17 protein-coding genes and 1 rRNA gene are annotated in these 21643 nt (G+C 50.3%); all 18 read right to left on the bottom strand.

Features of this window, described 5'->3' with window-relative positions; translation table 11 throughout:
• Positions 1 to 182: 182 nt before the first annotated feature.
• The 18 genes from H0G69_RS00625 to H0G69_RS00540 all read right to left on the bottom strand — a co-directional run bounded on the left by H0G69_RS00625 (position 183) and on the right by H0G69_RS00540 (position 21529).
• Positions 183 to 1759, bottom strand: a 16S ribosomal RNA gene (locus tag H0G69_RS00625).
• 550 nt (positions 1760 to 2309) lie between these two features.
• The gene (locus H0G69_RS00620) at positions 2310 to 3299 is read right to left on the bottom strand and encodes a hypothetical protein (protein WP_180304941.1); all 990 of its coding nucleotides are present in this window, start codon (positions 3297 to 3299) and stop codon (positions 2310 to 2312) included.
• A gap of 341 nt (positions 3300 to 3640) precedes the next feature.
• Positions 3641 to 4327, bottom strand: coding sequence for a 2,3-diphosphoglycerate-dependent phosphoglycerate mutase (locus H0G69_RS00615; RefSeq protein WP_006499355.1), 687 nt, complete (start codon positions 4325 to 4327; stop codon positions 3641 to 3643).
• A 103-nt stretch (positions 4328 to 4430) separates the two neighbouring features.
• Positions 4431 to 4856, bottom strand: a complete 426-nt coding sequence (locus tag H0G69_RS00610) for a phosphate-starvation-inducible PsiE family protein (protein ID WP_034539047.1) — start codon at positions 4854 to 4856, stop codon at positions 4431 to 4433.
• Positions 4857 to 5147: 291 nt separating this feature from the next.
• A complete protein-coding gene (locus tag H0G69_RS00605) occupies positions 5148 to 6293 on the bottom strand; it encodes an ArgE/DapE family deacylase (RefSeq protein ID WP_180305359.1) in 1146 nt (381 codons plus the stop codon).
• Positions 6294 to 6666: 373 nt separating this feature from the next.
• Positions 6667 to 7923, bottom strand: a complete 1257-nt coding sequence (gene purD / locus H0G69_RS00600; RefSeq protein WP_180304940.1) for a phosphoribosylamine--glycine ligase — start codon at positions 7921 to 7923, stop codon at positions 6667 to 6669.
• Between the two features lie 62 nt (positions 7924 to 7985).
• A complete protein-coding gene (purH, locus tag H0G69_RS00595; protein WP_180304939.1) occupies positions 7986 to 9524 on the bottom strand; it encodes a bifunctional phosphoribosylaminoimidazolecarboxamide formyltransferase/IMP cyclohydrolase in 1539 nt (512 codons plus the stop codon).
• On the bottom strand, positions 9521 to 10111 hold the full coding sequence (purN, locus tag H0G69_RS00590; protein WP_034539043.1) for a phosphoribosylglycinamide formyltransferase: 591 nt from the start codon (positions 10109 to 10111) through the stop codon (positions 9521 to 9523). Before purN ends, purH begins: the two co-directional genes overlap by 4 nt.
• A gap of 13 nt (positions 10112 to 10124) precedes the next feature.
• Positions 10125 to 11171: a phosphoribosylformylglycinamidine cyclo-ligase gene (purM, locus tag H0G69_RS00585; RefSeq protein WP_180304938.1), complete on the bottom strand. Its 1047-nt coding sequence runs from the start codon at positions 11169 to 11171 to the stop codon at positions 10125 to 10127.
• A complete protein-coding gene (purF, locus tag H0G69_RS00580) occupies positions 11168 to 12637 on the bottom strand; it encodes an amidophosphoribosyltransferase (protein WP_180304937.1) in 1470 nt (489 codons plus the stop codon). The genes purM and purF overlap by 4 nt, the downstream gene beginning before the upstream one ends.
• Positions 12613 to 14841: a phosphoribosylformylglycinamidine synthase subunit PurL gene (gene purL, locus H0G69_RS00575; protein WP_180304936.1), complete on the bottom strand. Its 2229-nt coding sequence runs from the start codon at positions 14839 to 14841 to the stop codon at positions 12613 to 12615. Before purL ends, purF begins: the two co-directional genes overlap by 25 nt.
• Positions 14842 to 14846: 5 nt before the next feature.
• The gene (purQ, locus tag H0G69_RS00570; RefSeq protein WP_048345595.1) at positions 14847 to 15527 is read right to left on the bottom strand and encodes a phosphoribosylformylglycinamidine synthase subunit PurQ; all 681 of its coding nucleotides are present in this window, start codon (positions 15525 to 15527) and stop codon (positions 14847 to 14849) included.
• The gene (gene purS, locus H0G69_RS00565; RefSeq protein ID WP_006499343.1) at positions 15528 to 15776 is read right to left on the bottom strand and encodes a phosphoribosylformylglycinamidine synthase subunit PurS; all 249 of its coding nucleotides are present in this window, start codon (positions 15774 to 15776) and stop codon (positions 15528 to 15530) included.
• Positions 15777 to 15780: 4 nt separating this feature from the next.
• Positions 15781 to 16497: a phosphoribosylaminoimidazolesuccinocarboxamide synthase gene (purC, locus tag H0G69_RS00560; protein WP_033934858.1), complete on the bottom strand. Its 717-nt coding sequence runs from the start codon at positions 16495 to 16497 to the stop codon at positions 15781 to 15783.
• A gap of 272 nt (positions 16498 to 16769) precedes the next feature.
• A complete protein-coding gene (gene purB / locus H0G69_RS00555) occupies positions 16770 to 18068 on the bottom strand; it encodes an adenylosuccinate lyase (protein ID WP_180304935.1) in 1299 nt (432 codons plus the stop codon).
• Between the two features lie 12 nt (positions 18069 to 18080).
• Positions 18081 to 19235: a 5-(carboxyamino)imidazole ribonucleotide synthase gene (purK, locus tag H0G69_RS00550; RefSeq protein ID WP_034539038.1), complete on the bottom strand. Its 1155-nt coding sequence runs from the start codon at positions 19233 to 19235 to the stop codon at positions 18081 to 18083.
• Complete coding sequence (gene purE, locus H0G69_RS00545) at positions 19219 to 19683, bottom strand: 5-(carboxyamino)imidazole ribonucleotide mutase (protein WP_033934896.1); 465 nt, start codon at positions 19681 to 19683, stop codon at positions 19219 to 19221. Before purE ends, purK begins: the two co-directional genes overlap by 17 nt.
• A gap of 184 nt (positions 19684 to 19867) precedes the next feature.
• Positions 19868 to 21529, bottom strand: a complete 1662-nt coding sequence (locus tag H0G69_RS00540; RefSeq protein ID WP_180304934.1) for a formate--tetrahydrofolate ligase — start codon at positions 21527 to 21529, stop codon at positions 19868 to 19870.
• Positions 21530 to 21643 lie beyond the last annotated feature (114 nt).

The following is a 21643-nucleotide window of genomic DNA, read 5'->3' as shown; positions in this document are numbered from 1 at the left end:
TCACCTCAGTTATTGAGTATGCGATTAATTTCGTTAATAAAACTCAAATAACGCGGTGTTCTCGGTTTAATTGTGAATAAAGAAATAAATATTATTTAGTTTTCAAAGTACAAGCTGAGGGTAGACCCCTCAAAACTGAACGCAGTTTCAACGAATGTGCAGGTTTCCGATTAATTCCTTAGAAAGGAGGTGATCCAGCCGCAGGTTCTCCTACGGCTACCTTGTTACGACTTCACCCTAATCATCTGCCCCACCTTAGGCGGCTAGCTCCCCGAAGGGTTACCCCACCGACTTTGGGTGTTGCAAACTCTCATGGTGTGACGGGCGGTGTGTACAAGGCCCGGGAACGTATTCACCGCGGCATGCTGATCCGCGATTACTAGCGATTCCGACTTCGTGCAGGCGAGTTGCAGCCTGCAGTCCGAACTGAGAACGGTTTTAAGAGATTAGCTTACCCTCGCGAGTTCGCGACTCGTTGTACCGTCCATTGTAGCACGTGTGTAGCCCAGGTCATAAGGGGCATGATGATCTGACGTCGTCCCCACCTTCCTCCGGTTTGTCACCGGCAGTCTCACTAGAGTGCCCAACTGAATGCTGGCAACTAGTAACAAGGGTTGCGCTCGTTGCGGGACTTAACCCAACATCTCACGACACGAGCTGACGACGACCATGCACCACCTGTCATTGCGTTCCCGAAGGAAACGCCCTATCTCTAGGGTTGGCGCAAGATGTCAAGACCTGGTAAGGTTCTTCGCGTAGCTTCGAATTAAACCACATGCTCCACCGCTTGTGCGGGCCCCCGTCAATTCCTTTGAGTTTCAACCTTGCGGTCGTACTCCCCAGGCGGAGTGCTTAATGCGTTAGCTGCGGCACTGAAGGGCGGAAACCCTCCAACACCTAGCACTCATCGTTTACGGCATGGACTACCAGGGTATCTAATCCTGTTCGCTACCCATGCTTTCGAGCCTCAGCGTCAGTTGCAGACCAGACAGCCGCCTTCGCCACTGGTGTTCTTCCATATATCTACGCATTCCACCGCTACACATGGAGTTCCACTGTCCTCTTCTGCACTCAAGTCTGACAGTTTCCGATGCACTTCTTTGGTTAAGCCAAAGGCTTTCACATCAGACTTATCAAACCGCCTGCGCTCGCTTTACGCCCAATAAATCCGGATAACGCTTGCCACCTACGTATTACCGCGGCTGCTGGCACGTAGTTAGCCGTGACTTTCTGGTTAGATACCGTCACTGCGTGAACAGTTGCTCTCACGCACGTTCTTCTCTAACAACAGAGCTTTACGAGCCGAAACCCTTCTTCACTCACGCGGTGTTGCTCCATCAGGCTTGCGCCCATTGTGGAAGATTCCCTACTGCTGCCTCCCGTAGGAGTATGGACCGTGTCTCAGTTCCATTGTGGCCGATCAGTCTCTCAACTCGGCTACGCATCACAGCCTTGGTAGGCCGTTACCCTACCAACAAGCTAATGCGCCGCAGGTCCATCCCAAAGTGATAGCCGAAGCCATCTTTTAAATTTGAATCATGCGATTCAAATTGTTATGCGGTATTAGCATCTGTTTCCAAATGTTATCCCCCGCTTTGGGGCAGGTTACCTACGTGTTACTCACCCGTCCGCCACTCGCTGGTAAACCAACGTCAAGTCCGTGCAAGCACGTTCAATCAGTTGGGCCAACGCGTTCGACTTGCATGTATTAGGCACACCGCCGGCGTTCATCCTGAGCCAGGATCAAACTCTCATATAAAATATAAGAACTTGAAAAGCTCAAATTTAAATTAAGCGAATTGACTTCGCAAATGTTTTTGCATCAATCGTAATGATTGATGACCCTGCACATTTGTGTTCGTCGAAACTGTATTCAGTTTTCAAAGGTCTACCGTTGCCCGCTTGCTTCAAGCAAGCAACTTAATCAGTTTAACAAATTGTCAACTACCTGTCAAGAAGTTTTTTGAATAACTTTTCTTGATGGTTAGACGAAAAGTCGTTAATCTCAAGTGATCAACAGCTCATCGCCGCGACAACGTTATCTAATATACCGAGGTTACAATCAAATGTCAACGACAAATTCAAACTTTTTCAAAAAAATCAATAAAGCAGAACGGCTTTGTTACCCTCCCGGCAAAACGTTGTATGATTACCGAAAATTGTAATCGTTATCCATTTTTAACCATCGTTAGATTTCATGATCACAAACTTGTGCTTTTAAATCAGCTGCTTCATTTCCTATCAAATCACCTAAATTAAATTCTTGGCAAATAAAAAACGCGCCATCATGATTGATGACACGCTTAAGATTATTTTTGATTTTCGACAATCGGCTCACGATCGTCAACTGCTACTGGCTCATCAGCAGCATCGTCATAAGCCTCGCCAGTCAATACCTCAACTGGCTTGAAGGTCTTAACGAAAGCATCCTCAACCGAAATTGGCGATTGCGGCTTGCTTTGTTCATAAAATTGAGCCGTTGCCAGGTAGACAACTGGAGCATAGGCGCAAAAGCCCAACAGCATGATGATCAAGCCGGCATACATAACAAAGTAGGTTGCCGTGTAATTGCCGTAGTAGGCCAATCCACCAAAGATCACACCCCATACCAGCATCGGCAGGAAGCTGACTACCAATTCAATCGTGAAGAATGAAAGCTTCTTGCCACCCATAAAGCGACGACTAGCTGTCAAAGCATGGCGCATTGACTGTCCCAAAAAGGCTGGCTGCTGGTCGCGGTACAGCAATGGTGCCTGCGAATATTCCAAAGTCTTCCAGAACGTAATCAAGAAGTTGGCGATCCGAACTGCGATCACCAGTGCCTGGTTCTTGGCTACCAAGGCTGCCACGATATCCAACGGCAGCGTCCATAAGAAGATGAACAGACTGCTGTAAAGCGTCAGCCGCAGCAGCTGGTTTTTGTTCAGATGCTTAAAGTGCTTCCAGATTGTCGTCGCACTGACTTTTAGATTAGGGTTCTTGATTTGATCCTGGTAGCTGTAAAGGATGCTCATGTTGACAAAGTACATGCCAAACGTTACCAAGAACCACAAAATCAAGATACCTAATGCCTCAACCACTGCAAGCAGCACTTGACTGATCATGCCGTACATAATCAGCATCGTGGCATACCCCAGCATCATGGCGCTGCGAGTGAACAGCAGTGCCAAAAGAGCCGTCAACGCCAGGTAAAGCAGCGTAATACCGGCAATCGGCCAAACCGCGGCGTTATATTTGCCCTTCAGCGTACTCTTTAATTGGTTGATGAATTCTTTGAGAGGCAAGTGATTGCGTTTCATTAATTCAATTCTCCTCTTTTTACTTAATTATGCTTAAAAATGTTCTTCGTGTATCTTAACACATCTTTGAGATTGTACCACCGTCAACGTCTATGCTTTACAAAGTCTTCACAAAATCACGAATCGGCTTCTTAAATAACAAGGCTTTTTTAACTGATCCAACGGCCAAGCACCGTTACTGGGCTAAAACGAGTAAATTCAGTACGATTGCCGTTATTAAGCGCAAAAGCCGGACTGCTTTTTTTGCTTGGTAAGTCAATCACTCAACGCTTTTTATTGACCGATAAAGAAAAAAGACCCGCGAGCGATTCGCGAGTCTTTAAAGAACGTTTAAGAAATTATTAGTACTTTTCCTTGCTCAAAACGTTCAGCTTTTCATCGAAGTCGTAAACAACTGGTTGGCCAGTAGCCATTTCCAGGTTCATGATGTCTTCGTCAGAAATGTTTTCGATGTACTTGGAAAGGGCACGCAGCGAGTTACCGTGGGCAGCAATGATAACGTTCTTGTTGTCCAACAGCTTTGGTGCGATTTCATCTTGCCACAATGGGATAACCCGTTCCAGCGTAACTTTCAGGTTTTCACCACCAGGAATGGCGCGTGGGTCCAGGTTGGCGTAGCGACGGTCCTTAGCTGCAGAGCCTTCGTCATCGGCGCTCAGCAGTGGAGGCAGCACGTCGTAGGAACGACGCCAAATGTGCACTTGTTCGTCACCGTACTTTTCAGCAGCCTTTTGCTTGTTCTTGCCTTGCAAAGCGCCGTAGTGACGTTCGTTCAGACGCCAAGTCTTGAATTCAGGAATCCAAAGCTGGTCGCATTCTTCCAGTGCGTAGTGCAGCGTCTTGATTGCACGCTTCAGAACAGAAGTGTAGGCGTAGTCAAATTCCAGACCGTGTTCCTTCAGTGCCTTACCGGCAGCCTTTGCTTGTTCAACACCTTCTGGAGCCAAGTCAACGTCTACCCAGCCAGTAAATTGGTTGGACTTGTTCCATTCACTCTTACCGTGACGAATCAGTACTAATTTAGCCATTGTTCGTTTGACCTCTTTCTTCTTTTAGTGAGCCGTATATAAAATACACAACAATTCAAGCTATATTTTAAATCAGATTTTTGCTCGTGCCAATAGAAAGCACTCATTTATTGTCATGATGTTCGCGATTGTTTTGCCAATGCATCAAGATCTCGCCAATAATCAAGGCCAGAATCGCCAAACTGGTCAGTATGTTTTGCGTTGGCGTGCCATGCTCGGCAATCAGCCCTCTCAACAACGCCGTGATTCCCAGACTGATCAAAAAATCGGCTGCCAGATGACCATGATTCTGCATCGCCGCGGCTGCCATCGCCAAAAACTCAAACAGCAGAAAGAAGGTAATGATCTTTTCCAATACTGGGTCAAATGAGGTTAGGTGCCCGGCAAAAAGCGGCGATAGCTTAACCAACTGCCACAGTTCGACAAAAACAAAGCCAATCAGACACAGCCCAAAGACAGCCATTGAAATTTCGGCAAAGCATTCTAAAAAATTGCCAACGCGCTTTGCCAGACGATCGAATTTTTCCATTGTCACCGCTCCATTGTCATTTTTTGACCTTATCGTATCAAAATTCCAACGGCTGTGGCAGTTTTTTTACGACTTTCACCGATCGACTCCGGGCGGCTGAAATTGAAGACGGTATTTCTGGTTAATGCATTGCTGATTCCGTAAGATGCCAATGCTCTGTAAAACACTGACAAACAGCTGCTCTTTGGGTATTCTTTTAATTCGTCATGATTTTAAAACCGGCTTAAGATCGCCGCAAACCCAGCCGGCCTGGCTAATGGCAGCCTGCAGTCTTGATCGCCCACCTGTTTTTTAGTCATCACCAAAAAAATCCTTAGCAATCTGCAGGTAGATCTGATCAGCCTGCAGATATTCCGCAACTGACAGGCTTTCGTCAACCTGATGCGACATTTCTTCTCGGCCCGGCCCCCATTCAATGATTGGAAAACGGTGCTCATCCAATATGTAGCGCGAGGCATCCGTGGCACCGTGCGAAATGGCAAGCGGCAGCGATTGCCCAGCAACGGTTTGATATGACTGCTGCACCAGGGAAACGAACGGATCAGCCGGATCAGTCGCCATTGGCATAAAACTGGCTACGACCTCTAATTCAAACTGACCATCCATCTCCGCGTTCAAACGATCCACCAGCGTCTGGAGCCGATTCTGCACCGCCGTATTGTCAAATTCCGGAATCGTCCGCACGTTGCCTTCCAGATAAGCGTAGTCGGGAATCGAGTTGAGCTGGCGACCGCCGTGAAAGACCGTGACGCTGTGAATCAGGCTGCCCAGACTAGGACTTGCCTTTACGTCATCAAACGCATACCGCTCATATTCAAAAAAGCGCGCCAGATTGGCCACGGCATTAATACCCAGACTGGGATCGGAACTGTGCGCCAGGCGGCCATATGATTTCACACGATAGTCAAACGAGCCGCTGTGTGCGTATTCCAAACGGTTGGTCGTCACCTCGCCCACAATCATGGCATCAACATCGCGGACCAGTCCTTGCCGCGTCAGTTCAAGCGAGCCCAGACCGCCAGTTTCCTCGTCAACCGTTGCCAGCAGGCGAACCTTGCCATGTTTGGGCAGACCGGCTTCCTTCAGCTCAATCAAGGTGTTGACCATTGCTGCCAGGCCGCCTTTCATATCGACGCTGCCACGGCCATAGATAGCATCATCAATTACCTGACCGCAGAACGGATTATGCTGCCATTTGTTTGAATCGCCAACGTCTACGGTATCAAGATGTCCCGCCAAAGCCAGCACCGGGCCTTCCTGTTCGCCAACCTCAGCAACCAGATTCGTACGGCCAGCTGCCAGGGCAATCAGATCAGATTCAATACCATGATCGCTCAATACCTGTTTAAGATATTCAGCAGCCGGCTGCTCATGACCATTGACCGTATTGATTTGGATCAGTTCCTGCAAAATGTTGAGCTTGACGCTGTCTTCCATTTTTTCCACGTCCTTTTACTCTCATTTTATTTTAATCTATTTTTAATTTTAACACAAAAAGCCAAAAACGCCAATGATCAGGCAGTCCCTCGGCCAATCACAAACTGGTCAACCAGCATCGATTAGAGTCACGGGATTTCCGGCTAGCAATAATTAAACAAGCATCCTGACTTGGCAACGATCTTGATAAAATGCGTCAAACGAAGACCATCCAGCAATCAGCTTCCGTTTCACCCTAAGCATGCGTTGACCTTTTCAAAGCAAACAATCGGGCAGCAGCAATCGAATCATCAGCGCCTCATCAACAGGCCAGCAGTCAAATCAAAACGGCCGGCAGCTCAGACTGAGTCGCCGACCGTTTTCGCTATTTTAATTAATCTTTCAAGGCTTTGTCGCCAATGTCATGACGGTAGAAGCATTCCGGCTCATCTAATTTAGCCAGATAGTCATAAACCTTGTCTTGGGCCTTTTGCAAATCGGCATCCTCGCCAATCACCATCAAAAGCCGGCCGCCGTCACCATGCAGCTCATCAAGATGTCCCTTAACGTTGGCATAGTCAATGGCAATGTCTTTAGCAGCTGGGAACGAACCAAGCGCCTGACCATGAACCGGCTTTTTAGGATAGCCCTTAGAAGCCAGAATCACGCCCAATACGGCAATGTCACGTTCTTCAATGGCAGGCATCGGCTGATCATTGACGTTGGCATCGATCAGCTCAACCAGGTCCGTTTTCAGCCGTGGCAAGACGACCTGCGTTTCTGGATCGCCCAGCCGCACGTTATATTCAATGACTTTCGGGCCATCCGCCGTCAGCATCAGACCAATGTAGATGATGCCATGGTAGTTGTAGCCTGCCTGGTGCAGCCCGCTGACGGTTGGTTCAACGACATCATCGATCATGCGCTGACGCTCGGCATCGCTAAGCTGCGGCAGCGGACTGTAGGCACCCATACCACCCGTGTTGGGACCCTTATCGCCATCGTAGGCCCGCTTGTGATCCTGCGCCATTGGCAAAATCCGGTATTGATCGTCTTGAACTACGACAAACATGGAGTATTCCGGTCCCACCAGACATTCTTCCAAGACCAGCTTTTCTTCGCCCAACTCAAACATTTCCGTAATCGTGTCCTCGGCTTCTGGCGTCGTCTGCGCAATCACGACTCCCTTGCCGCCCTGCAGACCATTGGCTTTGATGACTACGGGACGGGCAAAGTCGTTTAACCCCGTCAATGCCGACTTCAGGTCCGTAAACGTCTCATGCTTGGCAGTCGGCACGTGATACTTGTTCATAAAGTTCAGCGCGTAGTCCTTAGAGCCTTCCAGCTGAGCGGCTTCTTGATTGGGGCCAAAAATCTTCAAGCCGGCTTTTTGGAATGCATCAACGACCCCAGCACATAAAGCATCTTCAGGGCCAACAAACGTCCAGGCAATTGATTGATCCTTAGCAAATTGAATCAGTGCCTCAAAATCGTCTTCGGCAATGTTTAAAGGCACGATTCCCGCCGTCACCATGCCGATATTGCCCGGTGCACAATAAACCGTGTCGACACGAGGACTTTCGTTGAGCTTCTTGGCAATGGCAAATTCACGACCACCGGCGCCGATTACCAGCAATTTCATCTTTTCCATTTTTTAAACCTCTTTCACCCAAAAAAGCCCGCGAAAATCAATCTGCGGACCTGCAAACGCAATTAGTGGCGGAAGTGACGAACGCCCGTCATTACCATGGCAATTCCCATTTCGTTGGCCATGTCGATCGATTCTTGATCCCGAACCGAACCGCCTGGCTGTACGATGGCCTTAATGCCGTGCTCACCGGCAAACTTGACACAGTCGTTGAATGGGAAGAAGGCGTCAGATGCCATTACCGTCCGATCATCAATGGCATCACCGGCATGCTTGACCGCAATCTTCAAAGAATCGATCCGGTTAGGCTGACCAGAGCCCACGCCCAGCGTCCGTTCATCGTTGGCAACTACGATGGCATTGGACTTGGTGTGCTTAACGGCTTTCCAGGCAAACATCATCGTCTTGAGCTGTTCTTCAGTTGGCTTGACGTCCGTGACGCATTTCCAGTCATGCCAGTCTTCTTTAAGCGTATCCTGTTCCTGCATCAGCACCCCGCCCATGACGGAAACGACTTCATGCCGCGTTGGCTCGTCCTTGGCTGAGAAGTCAACCTTGAGCAGGCGAATGTTCTTCTTCTTGGCCAAAACGGCATAGGCATCTTCGTCAAAGCCAGGCGCAATGATGATTTCCAAGAAGATCTTACGCATTTTTTCGGCCGTTGCCAGATCAACCGGCCGATTCAAAGCAATAACGCCGCCAAAAATGGAGACTGGGTCAGCTGCATAGGCACGATCCCAGGCTTGTTCCAGCGTTTCGCCGCGGCCAATGCCACAAGGGTTCATGTGCTTCATAGCGACAACGGTTGGTTCATCAAACTCGCGTACGCTGCGCAGCGCTTCATCGGCGTCCTTGATGTTGTTGTAGGAAAGCTTCTTGCCGTGGAGCTGTTCGGCTTCCAGGATTGAGAACTTCTTAGGAATTGGATCTTCGTACAGCCAAGCCTTTTGATGACTGTTTTCGCCGTAGCGCATCGTATCCTTCAAGTCGTAGGTCAGCGTAAGCTTTTCGGGGTCTTCCAAATCCAGGCGCTTGGTCAGGTATTGCGAGATCAGCGCATCGTAGGCCGCCGTAGTCCGGAATGCCTTGGCCCCCAGCATCGTCCGCGTTTCCAGCGTCGTGTTGCCGTGCGCCTTGATTTCGTTAAGTACCGTTTCGTAATCGTTGATATCAGTTACGATCGTCACGTCGCGATAGTTCTTAGCTGCTGAACGAACCATGGAAGGACCGCCAATATCAATGTTTTCAATGGCATCGGCCAGCGTAACGTCTGGCTTTTCGATGGTTTCCTTGAATGGGTACAGGTTGACACAGACCAGATCGATTGGCGTGATATTTAATTTGTCCAGCGTGTCCATGTGTTCTGCAACGTCACGACGCGCCAGCAGGCCACCATGAACATATGGATTCAGCGTCTTAACCCGACCATCCAGAATCTCTGGGAAGTGGGTAACTTCTTCAATGCTGATGGTCTTGATGCCGGCTTCGTCCAATGTCTTCTTCGTTCCACCAGTCGAAACGATTTCAAAGCCATTTTCACTCAGGCCCTTGACGAAAGGCACCAGGTTGGTCTTATCAGATACGCTAACTAATGCACGTTTCATTGGTTGTTTTTCTCCTTTGCAATGCGTTCAGTCAAAATCTTCTTAACGGTTTCTGGATACAGTTCATGCTCGGTTTCGTGAACCCGTGTCTCCAGCGTGTCAACCGTATCATCAGGATAGATCGGCACGTGGCGCTGCGCAATAATCGTTCCGGCATCCAGATTTGAATCAATGTAGTGGACCGTGACGCCGGTTTCCTTACGGTGATCGGCAAAGGCCCGCTCAATCGAATGCAGGCCCGGATATTCAGGCAGCCAGGCTGGGTGCAGATTAACGATGCTGCCTTCATACTTATCAAGAATCGTTGGTCCGATAATGCGCAGATAACCAGCCAAAACGATAAAGTCAATGTCGTATTGCTTCAACACGGCCATGATTTTTTCTTCATAGGCCTGCTTGGATCCGCAAGACTTCACGGTAAAAGTTTCATATGGAACGCCCAGTCTTTGAGCGCGTTTGATTACGTAAGCATCGGGGTGATCGCAAAAAAGCAGGGCTTCCTTGCCGGGAATATCGCCATTTTGAAAATGCTTGGTCAACACCTCAAAATTGGTCCCGTTCCCCGAGGCAAAAATTGCCACGTTCATGTTCTTGCCTCTTTTATTTAATAATCAGTTTTTCTTCATCAGCTGGTCGATCCTGCAGCCGGCCGATCTGCCATGAGTCTTCGCCAGCCTGCTTTAAAGCATCCTGAACAGCAGCAACGTTTTCTGGCGCCACAGCTAAAATCATCCCCAGCCCCATGTTAAACGTGCCGTACAGATCATCAGCATCCAAGTCGCCCATCTTTTGCAGATAGCTGAAAATCGGCAGCTTGGGCCAGGTGCTGGCATCAACCACGGCCTGCAGCGAATCAGCAAACATCCGCGGCAGATTTTCCGGCAGCCCGCCACCAGTGATATGGCTGACCCCGTGAATCAGGCCCTTTTTGATCAACGGCAGCACCGGCTTGACATAGATACGCGTAGGCGTCAACAATGCCTCGCCAACCGTTTGGCCATTCAGTTCGGCCGGCTGATCACTGAGCTTAACGTCATTATCCTTAAACAGTACCTGACGCACCAGCGAGTAGCCGTTAGAGTGAATCCCGGATGAGGCCAGCCCGATCAAAACGTCGCCGGCTTTTGGCAAGGCCGTCGTCAGCATCTTGTCTTGATCAACGACACCGGTAGCATAGCCAGCCAGATCGTATTCATCTTGACTGTACATGTCAGGCATCTCGGCCGTTTCCCCGCCAACCAAGGCTGCCCCGGCTTGACGGCAGCCTTCTGCCACGCCAGATACGATCTGGGCCATCTTGTCAGGCGTGTTGTGGCCCGTTGCGATATAGTCCAGGAAAAACAGCGGTTCCGCGCCCTGGGCCAGGATATCGTTGATGCACATAGCCACGCAGTCGATCCCGATCGTGTCATGACGATTCAGCTTTTGGGCGATCAAAAGCTTGGTTCCCACGCCATCCGTACCTGAAACCAGAATCGGATGCGTCAAGCCGGCAACCGCGGTCAGATCAAACATCCCGCCAAAACTGCCGATCCCCCCGACAACGCCGGGACGATCAGTTGAAGCAACGGCATCCTTGATCTTTTTTACCATTTCATAGCCGGCATTAACGTTGACGCCGGCTTCTTCATAACGTTTCCGCTTCATTTGGACAGTCGTTCCTTTCGCGCGCGCTTTTCTTGTTCGTTCAATGACTTGAGATAGCCTTCTTCAAAATCATACAGTGGCGTTGGGTAGTCGCCATTAAAGTAGGCTACCGTCAGCCCGCCATATGGTGCATCACCGGCATCCGGAACGTTAATGGCCTTAACGACGCCATCAACGCTTAAGAATCCTAATGAGTCGGCTTCCATCAATTTACACATCTCAGGGACGGAGTAGTGAGCCGCCATCAGTTCAGCTCGGTTGGAAACGTCGATCCCATAAAAACATGGGAAACGGAATGGCGGCGAGGCGATCCGCATATGAACCGACTTGGCGCCAGCTTCTTTTAGCATCCGGACGATCTGTTTGGATGTCGTCCCCCGTACGATTGAATCGTCGACTACGACTACGTTCTTGCCGGCAACAACCCCGCGTACGGCCGAAAGCTTCATCTTAACGCCTTGTTCCCGCAATGCCTGCGTTGGCTGGATAAAGGTCCGGGCAACGTATTGGTTCTTGATCAGCCCCATTTCATAAGGCAGACCAGCTGCTTCCGCATAACCAGAAGCTGCAGAAAGCGAGGAGTTCGGCACCCCAATGACCATGTCGGCATCAGGTGCTGGCTGTTCCTTGGCTAACAGCCGCCCCATCTGCTTGCGGGCACTGTGCACCGTCACGCCATGAATAATGGAGTCGGGACGGGCAAAGTAGATGTATTCCATTGAACAGATGGCCAGCTTGGTATCATCAGTATAACGATCCTCATGCAGACCATCCTTGTCGATCACCAGCAGCTCGCCTGGCTGGACATCGCGAATCAGCTTGGCGCCTACGATATCCAAGGCACAGCTTTCACTGGTTACGACATAGGCGCCATTTGGCATCTGACCCAGGCAAAGCGGCCGAATACCATTAGGATCCAAAGCTGCAATCAACCGATCCTTTTGCAGGAACAAGAAGGCAAAGCCCCCCTTGACCATGTTCAGCGTCTTTTTTAAGGCCGGAATAAAGCCCATGTGAATGTTTTGCCGAATCAAGTGAATCAGAATCTCAGTGTCTGAATCTGATTGAAAAACGGCACCGTTGTCTTCTAGCTTGCGACGCAGCGTAACGGCATTGGTCAGCTGACCATTGTGTGCCATCGCAATGTCGCCATCATGAAAATGGAACAAAAATGGCTGCACGTTGTTGATAGAATTATGGCCACTGGTGCCGTAGCGAACGTGACCAATCGCGGCATCCCCGATCAGACGCTCCATATCGCTTGGATCGGCAAAGACTTCCGAAAGCAGGCCGCGATCCCGGTGCTGATAAAGGTGCTCGCCGTCAGTCGTGACGATCCCGGCCCCCTCTTGTCCACGGTGCTGCAGGTTGTGCAGACCAAAGTAGGTGACCCGGTTGGCTTCTGGCACGCCAAAGACGCCAAAAACCCCGCACTCTTCATTTAGTCCTTTGATTTCATTGCGCATGGCAAAGCTTCCTCCCAAAGTTTTTGCATTTGAGTCACTGGCAAGTTGAGCTCAGCATCAGCAAGATGGATTTCCAGCCATTGCGTTGCTGCGACCTCACCAGCTGGCATCGCGTCGTCTTGCATGATTTCTTCAAAGGCCGCTGCATTTTCTGGTGCCACGCTGACCAGCATCCGGCCTGGCGTTTCACTGAAGAACTGCTTCTTGTCCAATGCGCGGAAATCAGCATTTAAGCCCAGTTCCGTCTTAAAGACCGTTTCAGCGGCAGCTACGGCCAAACCACCTTCGCTTAAGTCGTGGGCACTGGCAACCAGACCGCTTTGTTCAGCCTTCAGCAGGCGGCTCAGGTAGTCATGGACGTGTTCCAGATCAAAGTCAGCCAGCGTACCGGCAATCTCGCCCGTCATCATCTTCTGCAGCTCGGAACCAGCGTAGTCATCGCCAGTCTTGCCGACCAGATACAGCTTGTCGCCCGCATGCTGAACACGGGATGGGATGACGTACTTAGCATCCTTGATCAGACCCACCATGCCGACCATTGGCGTTGGGTAGATGGCTGAGCCGTTGTTTTCATTGTAAAGCGAAACATTACCGGAAATAACTGGCGTATCAAAGACGCGGCAGGCCTCAGCCATTCCTTCGATTGAATGGTGCAGCTCCCAGAAGATTTCTGGATCGGTTGGATCACCGTAGTTCAAACAGTCCGTAATGGCCAATGGTAAAGCACCTGAGGCAATGATGTTAGAAGCGGCTTCAACCAATGCAATCTTACCGCCAACGTACGGGTTTAAGTAGACCAGCCGACCATTGCCATCCGTCGTCATCGAAAGTGCCTTTTTGGTTCCGCGTACCCGAATGACCCCAGCATCAGAGCCGGGACCAACCACCGTGGAAGTCCGCACCTGTGAGTCGTATTGACGCGTGATCCATGACTTGTCAGCAATCGTTGGCTGCGTGAGCAATTCTTGGTAGACTGCTGCGGCGTCATCGATTTCAGGAACCCAGTTGGCAACTTTTTCGGCATCAATCAGACGTTGTGGCTTCTTTTCTTCAGATTCAACTTCCAAAACGTCGTCCGTTAGCGTAGAAACCGGAATGTCACAGACAACCTGACCATCATGGTGCAAGACGTATTGGTGACCTTCCGTGATCCGGCCAATCGTTACGACTTCCAGATCATAGTAGTCAAAGATCTTTTTAACGTCTTCTTCATGACCCTTCTTAACACACAAAAGCATCCGTTCCTGAGACTCACTCAGCATGATCTCATAAGCTGACATCCCAGGTTCGCGCTGCGGTACCAAATCAAGATCCAGATCCATGCCTGAGTTACCTTCAGAAGCCATTTCGGCACTGGAAGAAACAATCCCAGCTGCACCCATGTCTTGGATGCCGACCAGCCATTCCGCATGGTCTTGAATCAGTTCCAGGCAGGCTTCCATCAGCAGTTTTTCCATAAATGGGTCACCGACTTGAACGGCTGAGTGCTGTGATTCGTTGCCGGAACCAAAGTCAGCGGAGGCAAACGTGGCCCCGTGAATCCCGTCACGACCAGTCTTGGCCCCAACGTACATCACGGCATTGCCAACCCCAGAGGCATTCCCTTCCTGCTGGTTCTTTTGGTCCATCAAGCCCACGCTCATGGCATTAACCAGCAGATTGCCCTTGTAGCAAGGATCAAAAGTCGTTTCACCAGCGACGGTTGGAATCCCCATGCAGTTGCCGTAGTCGCCAATCCCGCGCACAACGCCATCGACTTTCATCCGCGTCTCGGCATCGCTTAATTCGCCAAAGTGCAGCGAGTCTAAGGAAGCGATTGGCCGTGCACCCATACTGAAGATGTCGCGTAAAATCCCGCCGACCCCAGTAGCCGCACCTTGGTATGGCTCAACCGTTGATGGGTGGTTGTGACTTTCGGCCTTGAAAACGACTGCCTGACCGTCATCAATGTCAACGACACCGGCACCTTCACCAGGCCCTTGCAAAACCCGGTCATTCTTGTTGGGGAACAGCCGCAGCACTGGCTTGGACTTTTTGTAGGAACAGTGCTCGGACCACATTGCCGAGTAAAGGCCCGTTTCCGTGTAGTTTGGCAAACGGTGCAGCAGCTTTTCGCTGATGTAGTCATATTCTTTTTCAGACAGACTCCAGTCGAGATATGGTTTCTTTTCCTTAATTTCTTCAGGGGTCATTGCTTGCTTCATTCTAATTATGCCTCCGTCTTAACCGTGCCGTTTTCCAATAAAGACTTGAACAGCCGCAAACCGTCCGTCGAACCCAAGAGTGCTTCCACGGCGCGCTCTGGGTGGGGCATCATGCCCAATACGTTGCCGCGCTTGTTGACGATCCCTGCAATGTTGCGTAAAGAGCCGTTGGGATTTTCGCTTGCGTAGCGGAACACGACTTGATGATTGGCTTCCAGCTCGTCCAAGGTTTTTTCATCCGCGTAGTAGCTGCCTTCACCGTGTGCAATTGGCAGAGCAATGCGTTCGTGAGCCTGGTACTGCGTGGTAAAAAGCGTGTTGTTGTTAACGACTTCCAAAGGCACCGTTTCACAGACGAACTTTTGGCTGTCGTTTTTCTTCAGAGCACCTGGCAAAAGGCCCGCTTCCGTTAAAATCTGGAAGCCATTGCAGGTACCAAAAACCGGCTTGCCTTCATTAGCGAGCTTGATGACGGCGGGCATAACGTTGGCGAACCGAGCAATCGCGCCGGCCCGCAGATAGTCGCCATAGGAAAAGCCCCCTGGCAGCATAACCGCATCAAAGCCATCCAGACTCGTGGCCTTGTGTGAAACGTATTCGACATCAGCATTGCAGACATCGTGCAGCGCCGAGTACAGGTCGATGTCACAGTTCGAGCCTGGGAATTGAATGACCGCAATCTTCATTTATTTCGCCTCCAGCACTTCAAACTTGTACGTTTCGATGTTGAAGTTGACCAGCAGCGATTCAGCTACTTCCTTAACCGTGTTTTCAACGGCTGCTTGATCGCCTTCAACCTGCAGATCAAAGAACTTGCCAACCGTCAGATCCTTGACTTCTTCATGCCCCAACTGGTGGATGGCATTTAAAACGGATTCGGCTTGGGGGTCAAAAACAGATTGCTTGTAGGTAACGTAAATACGAACGGTAGTCATTTGATTAGTCCTCCTTAACGGCTTCTTGCAGGCGTGCGTAAACTTCATCATAGGTCGTGGTCAGATCGGCCAGGTTCTTGCGGAAGACGTCCTTGTCCATGTGAGCGTTGGTCTTGATGTCCCACAGACGGCAGTTGTCAGGCGAGAATTCGTCAGCCAGCACCAGTGAGCCATCCGAAAGCTTGCCGAATTCCAGCTTGAAGTCAACCAGCTTCATGCCAGCCTTCTTAAACAATGGCGTCAAAAGCTTGTTGCAACGACGGGCCAGTTCCCAGCATTGCTGATATTCTTCATGCGTGCAGGCCTTAATGGCAACCGCGTCGGATTCATTGGCGAATGGATCGTCCAAGGCATCGCTCTTGTAGAAGGTTTCTTCAACCGGTTCGTCCAGCTCCATGCCATCCTCTAAGCCGAAGCGGGAGGCAAAGTGGCCGGCGCAGACGTTGCGCGTAACGAATTCCAGCGGGAACATGTGGCACTTCTTAACCAATTCTTCCTTTTCAGAAAGGCGCTTGATGAAGTGAGTTGGAATGCCGTTATCAATCAGGTATTCAAAGACCAGCGTTGAGATGTCGTTGGCTGCTTCGCCCTTTCCGTCAAAGTGGTCCTTACGCTTACCGTTAAGCATCGTTGCCTGATCCAGGTAAACAACCCGTAAAACGTCAGGATCTTCGGTTTGCCACATTTGCTTTGCTTTGCCGGTATATAACAGCTTTTCCATTTTTGATTGCCCTCCTTATAGGCTAAAAACGAATTGATGAATTGGTTAACGGAAAATTGTTCGTTAAATCCTGCTATTATCGTACGCATATTTTTAAAAATCGTCAAGCATACAACCGAACCTTTTTTAGTTTTTAATCATAAAATAATGGTTTTTCTAAGTTTAACGTTTAACTAAAGCTGGTTTTTAATTTTATAGTTCGTGTTTTAATCGATTCCAAGTCAAACAAAAAAGCACCGATCATTTCAATCGATGCTTTGGTTTAATGATAATTAATCGTCCAAGCCAACCCGCTTGAAGATGTCGTCAACATGACGCAGGTGCCAGTGGTAGTCAAAGGCATCATCCAGATCTTCTTTGGTCAGCTGCTTTTGAATGGTTGGGTCAGCTTCCAGCAGTGGCCGGAATGGTACTTGTTCGGCCCAGCATTTAGCCGTGTATGGCTGAATCAGATCGTAGGCATTTTCCCGCGTCATACCGGACTTGACCAGCTTGAGCAGCACTCGGCCAGAGTAGATCAGGCCCAGCGTCTTGTCCATGTTCTTCTTCATGGTTTCAGGGAAAACGTCCAGGTTTGCCAGAATCCGGCCAAACCGGTGCAGCATGTAGTCCAGAAGTGCCGTCGTGTCTGGCAGAATCATCCGTTCAGCACTGGAATGAGAAATGTCGCGTTCATGCCACAGGGCCACGTTTTCATAGGCCGCAACGACATGGCCGCGCAATACCCGCGCACAGCCGCAGATGTTTTCGGAGCCGATTGGATTGCGCTTGTGCGGCATTGCTGAAGAACCCTTTTGACCCTTGGCAAAGTGTTCTTCAACTTCATGAATTTCCGTCCGCTGCAAGGAACGAATCTCAGTCGCCATTTCTTCCAGGCTGGTTCCGATCAAAGCCAAAGCGGCGATGTATTCAGCATGCAGATCCCGTGGCAATACCTGGCTGGAAACTTCTTGGGCCCGCAGACCGAGCTTTTCGCAGACGTATTGTTCAACCCGCGGATCAACTTCAGCAAACGTTCCCACGGCACCAGAGATCTTGCCAGCTTCAACGCCAGCCGCCGCATGTTCGAAGCGTTCGTAGTTGCGCTTCATTTCAGAGTACCAGCGGGCAACCTTGAGGCCAAAAGTCGTTGGCTCAGCGTGAATCCCGTGCGTCCGACCCATGCAGACCGTGTACTTGTATTCATTGGCCATCTTTTTCAGGATTTCCATGAAGTCCTTGATGTCTTGACGCAGAATCTCGTTAACCTGCTTAAGCTGGTAGCCTTGCGCCGTATCAACGACATCAGTACTGGTCAGGCCATAGTGCACCCATTTGCGTTCGGGACCCAGCGACTTGGAAACGTCACGCGTAAAGGCAATCACGTCATGGTGCGTAACGGCTTCGATTTCTTGGATGCCTTCAACGGTGAACTTGGCATTCTGCTTAATCTTTTCAACGTCTTCGGCCGGAATCTTGCCCAGCTTGCTCCAGGCTTCATCAGCCGCGATTTCTACGGCCAGCCAACATTGGTAGCGGGTTTCATCGCTCCACAGCTTCTTCATTTCTGGACGGGTATAACGATCAATCATTAATCTTTTCTCCTATTCATCGTCCCAAACATGGGAATCTTTAATTTGCTTTAACGTTGCTTCTATATCATCGGTCAAAATGGTAACATGCCCCATCTTGCGGTTGTGGCGGCTCTCAGCCTTGCCATAATCGTGAAAATGCCATTGCGGATATTCATGAATCAAGCGCCGCGTGCCGGCCACGTGCTGTCCCAAGACATTGACCATCACGACTGGACTCATCAATTTGATCTTAGGCAGCGGCCAGTTGCAGATTGCCCGATTGTGAACCGCGAACTGCGAGAAGTTGCAGGCCTCGATCGTGTAGTGGCCAGAGTTGTGCGGCCGGGGTGCCAGTTCGTTAACGTAGAGCTGACCATCAGCGCCGACAAACATCTCGACGCCCAAGATGCCTTTAAGATCAATCGCTTCGGCAATCTTTTCGGCCATCTGCTGAGCGCGCTGCTGCCATTCAACCGGCATCCGGGCGGGCACAATGCTCAAATGCAGAATTTCATGAGCATGAATGTTTTCACTGACTGGAAAGACGGTAATATCGCCATCGGTATTGCGCGCTACCATAACTGAGCATTCCATCTTAAATGGTACCCAGCCTTCCAGAATGTCGTCACCATACTGCAGTACTTCTTCAGTAATCGGATCATCCAAGTCTTGCGCACTCTTTAATACCATTTGGCCATGACCATCATAGCCGCCTTCGCAAGTCTTTAAGACACAGGGATAGCCCAGCTTTTCAACCGCGGCATTCAGATCAGCCCGATTTTTAACTGCCGCAAATGGCGCCGTCTGCAAGCCCGCGTCGCGCAAAAACGTTTTTTCGCGAATCCGATTCTTGGTCGTGTACAAAAGATTGGTCCCTTGAGGAATGGCGACCTGATCGGCAACGTCTTTTAAGGCCTGCAGATCAACGTTTTCAAACTCATAGGTCAAAACGTCAGCCCGCCGCGCCAGTTCCTTGATCGCCGCCACGTCGGCATAGGGCGCTACGATCTGATCATCGGCTGCCTGAGCGGCTGGACACTGTGGCGTGGGGTCCAAAATGATAACCTTCATTCCGGCTGCTTTGGCAGAAAAAGCCATCATCTGCCCCAGCTGACCACCGCCGATAATGCCAATGGTTTTGCCTTGTTCAATGTAGGCTTCTTGATGCTTAGTCAAGTTCGGCATTGCTGGCCACCGCCTTGTCATGCATTTCTTTACGGAAAGCCACGATCTTGTCCTGCAGCGTTTGGTCATTGATGCCTAAAATCTGAATGGCCAATAAAGCAGCGTTCTTGGCCCCGGCATTGCCGATCGCCGTCGTAGCGACCGGAATCCCCGCTGGCATCTGAACGATGGAAAGCAGCGAGTCCATGCCGCCCAACGCCTTGGTCTGCCCTGGAATCCCAATCACCGGCAATGGCGTGTTGGCCGCGATCATCCCTGGCAGATGAGCGGCCCCGCCGGCACAGGCAATAATGACCTTAACGCCATTTTCTGCCGCGTGCTGGGCAAAATCGAACATTTCATTTGGCATCCGGTGCGCTGAGATAACCTGCTTATCGTACTTGACGCCAAACTGATCCAAAATATCACATGCTTGCTTAACTGTTGGCCAATCGGACTTACTGCCCATGACCACGCTGATTTCACTGCTCACAATGGCACCTCCTAAAAACTGTCTCTAGCATAGCAAAAGTTTTCGGCAAAAACAAGATTTTTCACGAACTAGAAGAAATAAGAGAATTATAATGTTCGTCTTTATCGTAATGATTCCAACGCAAAAAAGAGCGCCCGCCGCGCCCTTTTCTTTAGTAATCTTAGAACAAACCGGTAATGTTGCCTTCACCGTCAATGTGCATGTTAACGGCAGCCGGCTTCTTACCCAGACCAGGCATCGTCATCACGCTGCCGGACAGTGCTACGACAAAGCCCGCGCCCAGCTTAGGAACGAATTCGCGAATGTGGAACGTGAAGTCGGTTGGGGCTCCCAGTTCCGTTTGATCGTCGGTAAATGAGTACTGCGTCTTGGCAATGCAGACCGGCATGTTTTCCCAGCCCATTTCATGGAACTTCTTGAGCTGTTTTTGAGCCTTCTTGGAGAATTCAACGTCCTTGGCCCCATAGATGGTCTTGGCAATCGTGTTGACCTTGTCTTCAATTGAGTCGCCCTCAACACTGTAGAGCTCATGGAATTCACTCGGCTGATCGGCCAGCTTAACGACTTCCTTAGCCAGATCAACCGTACCTTCGCCGCCTTTAGCCCAGGCATCAGCCAGAACCACGTTGACGCCTAATTCGTGGCAGTTGTCTTCAATGGTCTTGATCTCGGCTTCCGTGTCAAAGGTAAAGTGGTTGATGGCCACGACAACCGGCAGACCATAGCGCTGCATGTTCTTGATGTGGCGGTTCAGGTTGGCCAGCCCCTTCTTCAGTGCCGGCAGCTGTTCTTCCTTGAGATCGGCAAGTGCCGCGCCACCATTGTATTCCAGTGCCCGTACCGTAGCCACGATTACCAGCGCGTCTGGCGTCTTGCCCAATACCGGCCGCTTGATGTCCAAGAACTTCTCGGCCCCCAGATCAGCACCGAAGCCGGCTTCAGTTACCGTGTAGTCTGCCAGCTGCAAAGCCGTCTTGGTAGCCAGAACCGAGTTGCAGCCGTGAGCAATGTTGGCAAATGGGCCCCCATGAACGATGGCCGGCGTGTGAGCCAGCGTCTGAACCAGGTTTGGCTTTAAGGCATCCTTAAGCAGAATCGTAATGGCATCGCTAAAGCCAAGCTCGCCAACCGTAACTGGCTTTTGGTCGTAGGTGTAGCCAACCACAATCTTGGAAATCCGCTGCTTCAAGTCGGCCAGATCCTTAGAAAGACAAAGGATTGCCATCAATTCAGAAGCCGCCGTAATGTCAAAGCCGGTTTCACGCGGTACCCCCTGCATTACGCCGCCCAGACCGGTTACCACGTGGCGCAGCACCCGGTCGTTAACGTCAGCCACCCGCTTCCAGATAATGCGGCGTGGGTCCAGGTTCAGTTCGTTGTCCCGCATGATGTAGTTATCGATCAAAGCTGCCAGCGTGTTGTTGGCACTGGTCAAGGCATGCAGGTCACCCGTAAAGTGCAGGTTGATATCTTCCATTGGCACGACTTGGCTGTAGCCACCGCCAGTTGCGCCACCCTTGATCCCAAAGACTGGGCCCATGGATGGTTCCCGCATCGCAATCACGGTTTGGTGGCCCAGCAGGTTCAGGGCATCCCCCAAGCCGACCAACACCGTTGACTTACCCTCACCAGCCGGGGTGGGGTTGATTGAGGTCACCAGAATCAGCTTGTGCTTTTTGTCAGGGGCTTCTTTGACCGGCAGATCGATTTTGGCCTTGTACTTGCCATATGGTTCGATCTCATCGGCACTTAAGCCCAGTTTTTCAGCAATCTTGGTAATAGGTTCCATTTCGGCAGCGTTGGCAATTTCTAGATCAGTCATTGATGCGGTTCCTCCATTTCGTGAAAAGCGAACATTTTAGCGTATTATTAGCTAAACAAACTTCAAATTAAGTACATTCATAACAATAACGACTTTATTATGATTTGTAAACCG

Source organism: Limosilactobacillus mucosae, from assembly GCF_013423865.1.
Taxonomy (GTDB): domain Bacteria; phylum Bacillota; class Bacilli; order Lactobacillales; family Lactobacillaceae; genus Limosilactobacillus; species Limosilactobacillus mucosae.
The sequence above is the reverse complement of the archived record's forward strand: the minus strand, read 5'-3'. Positions and strand labels throughout refer to the sequence as shown.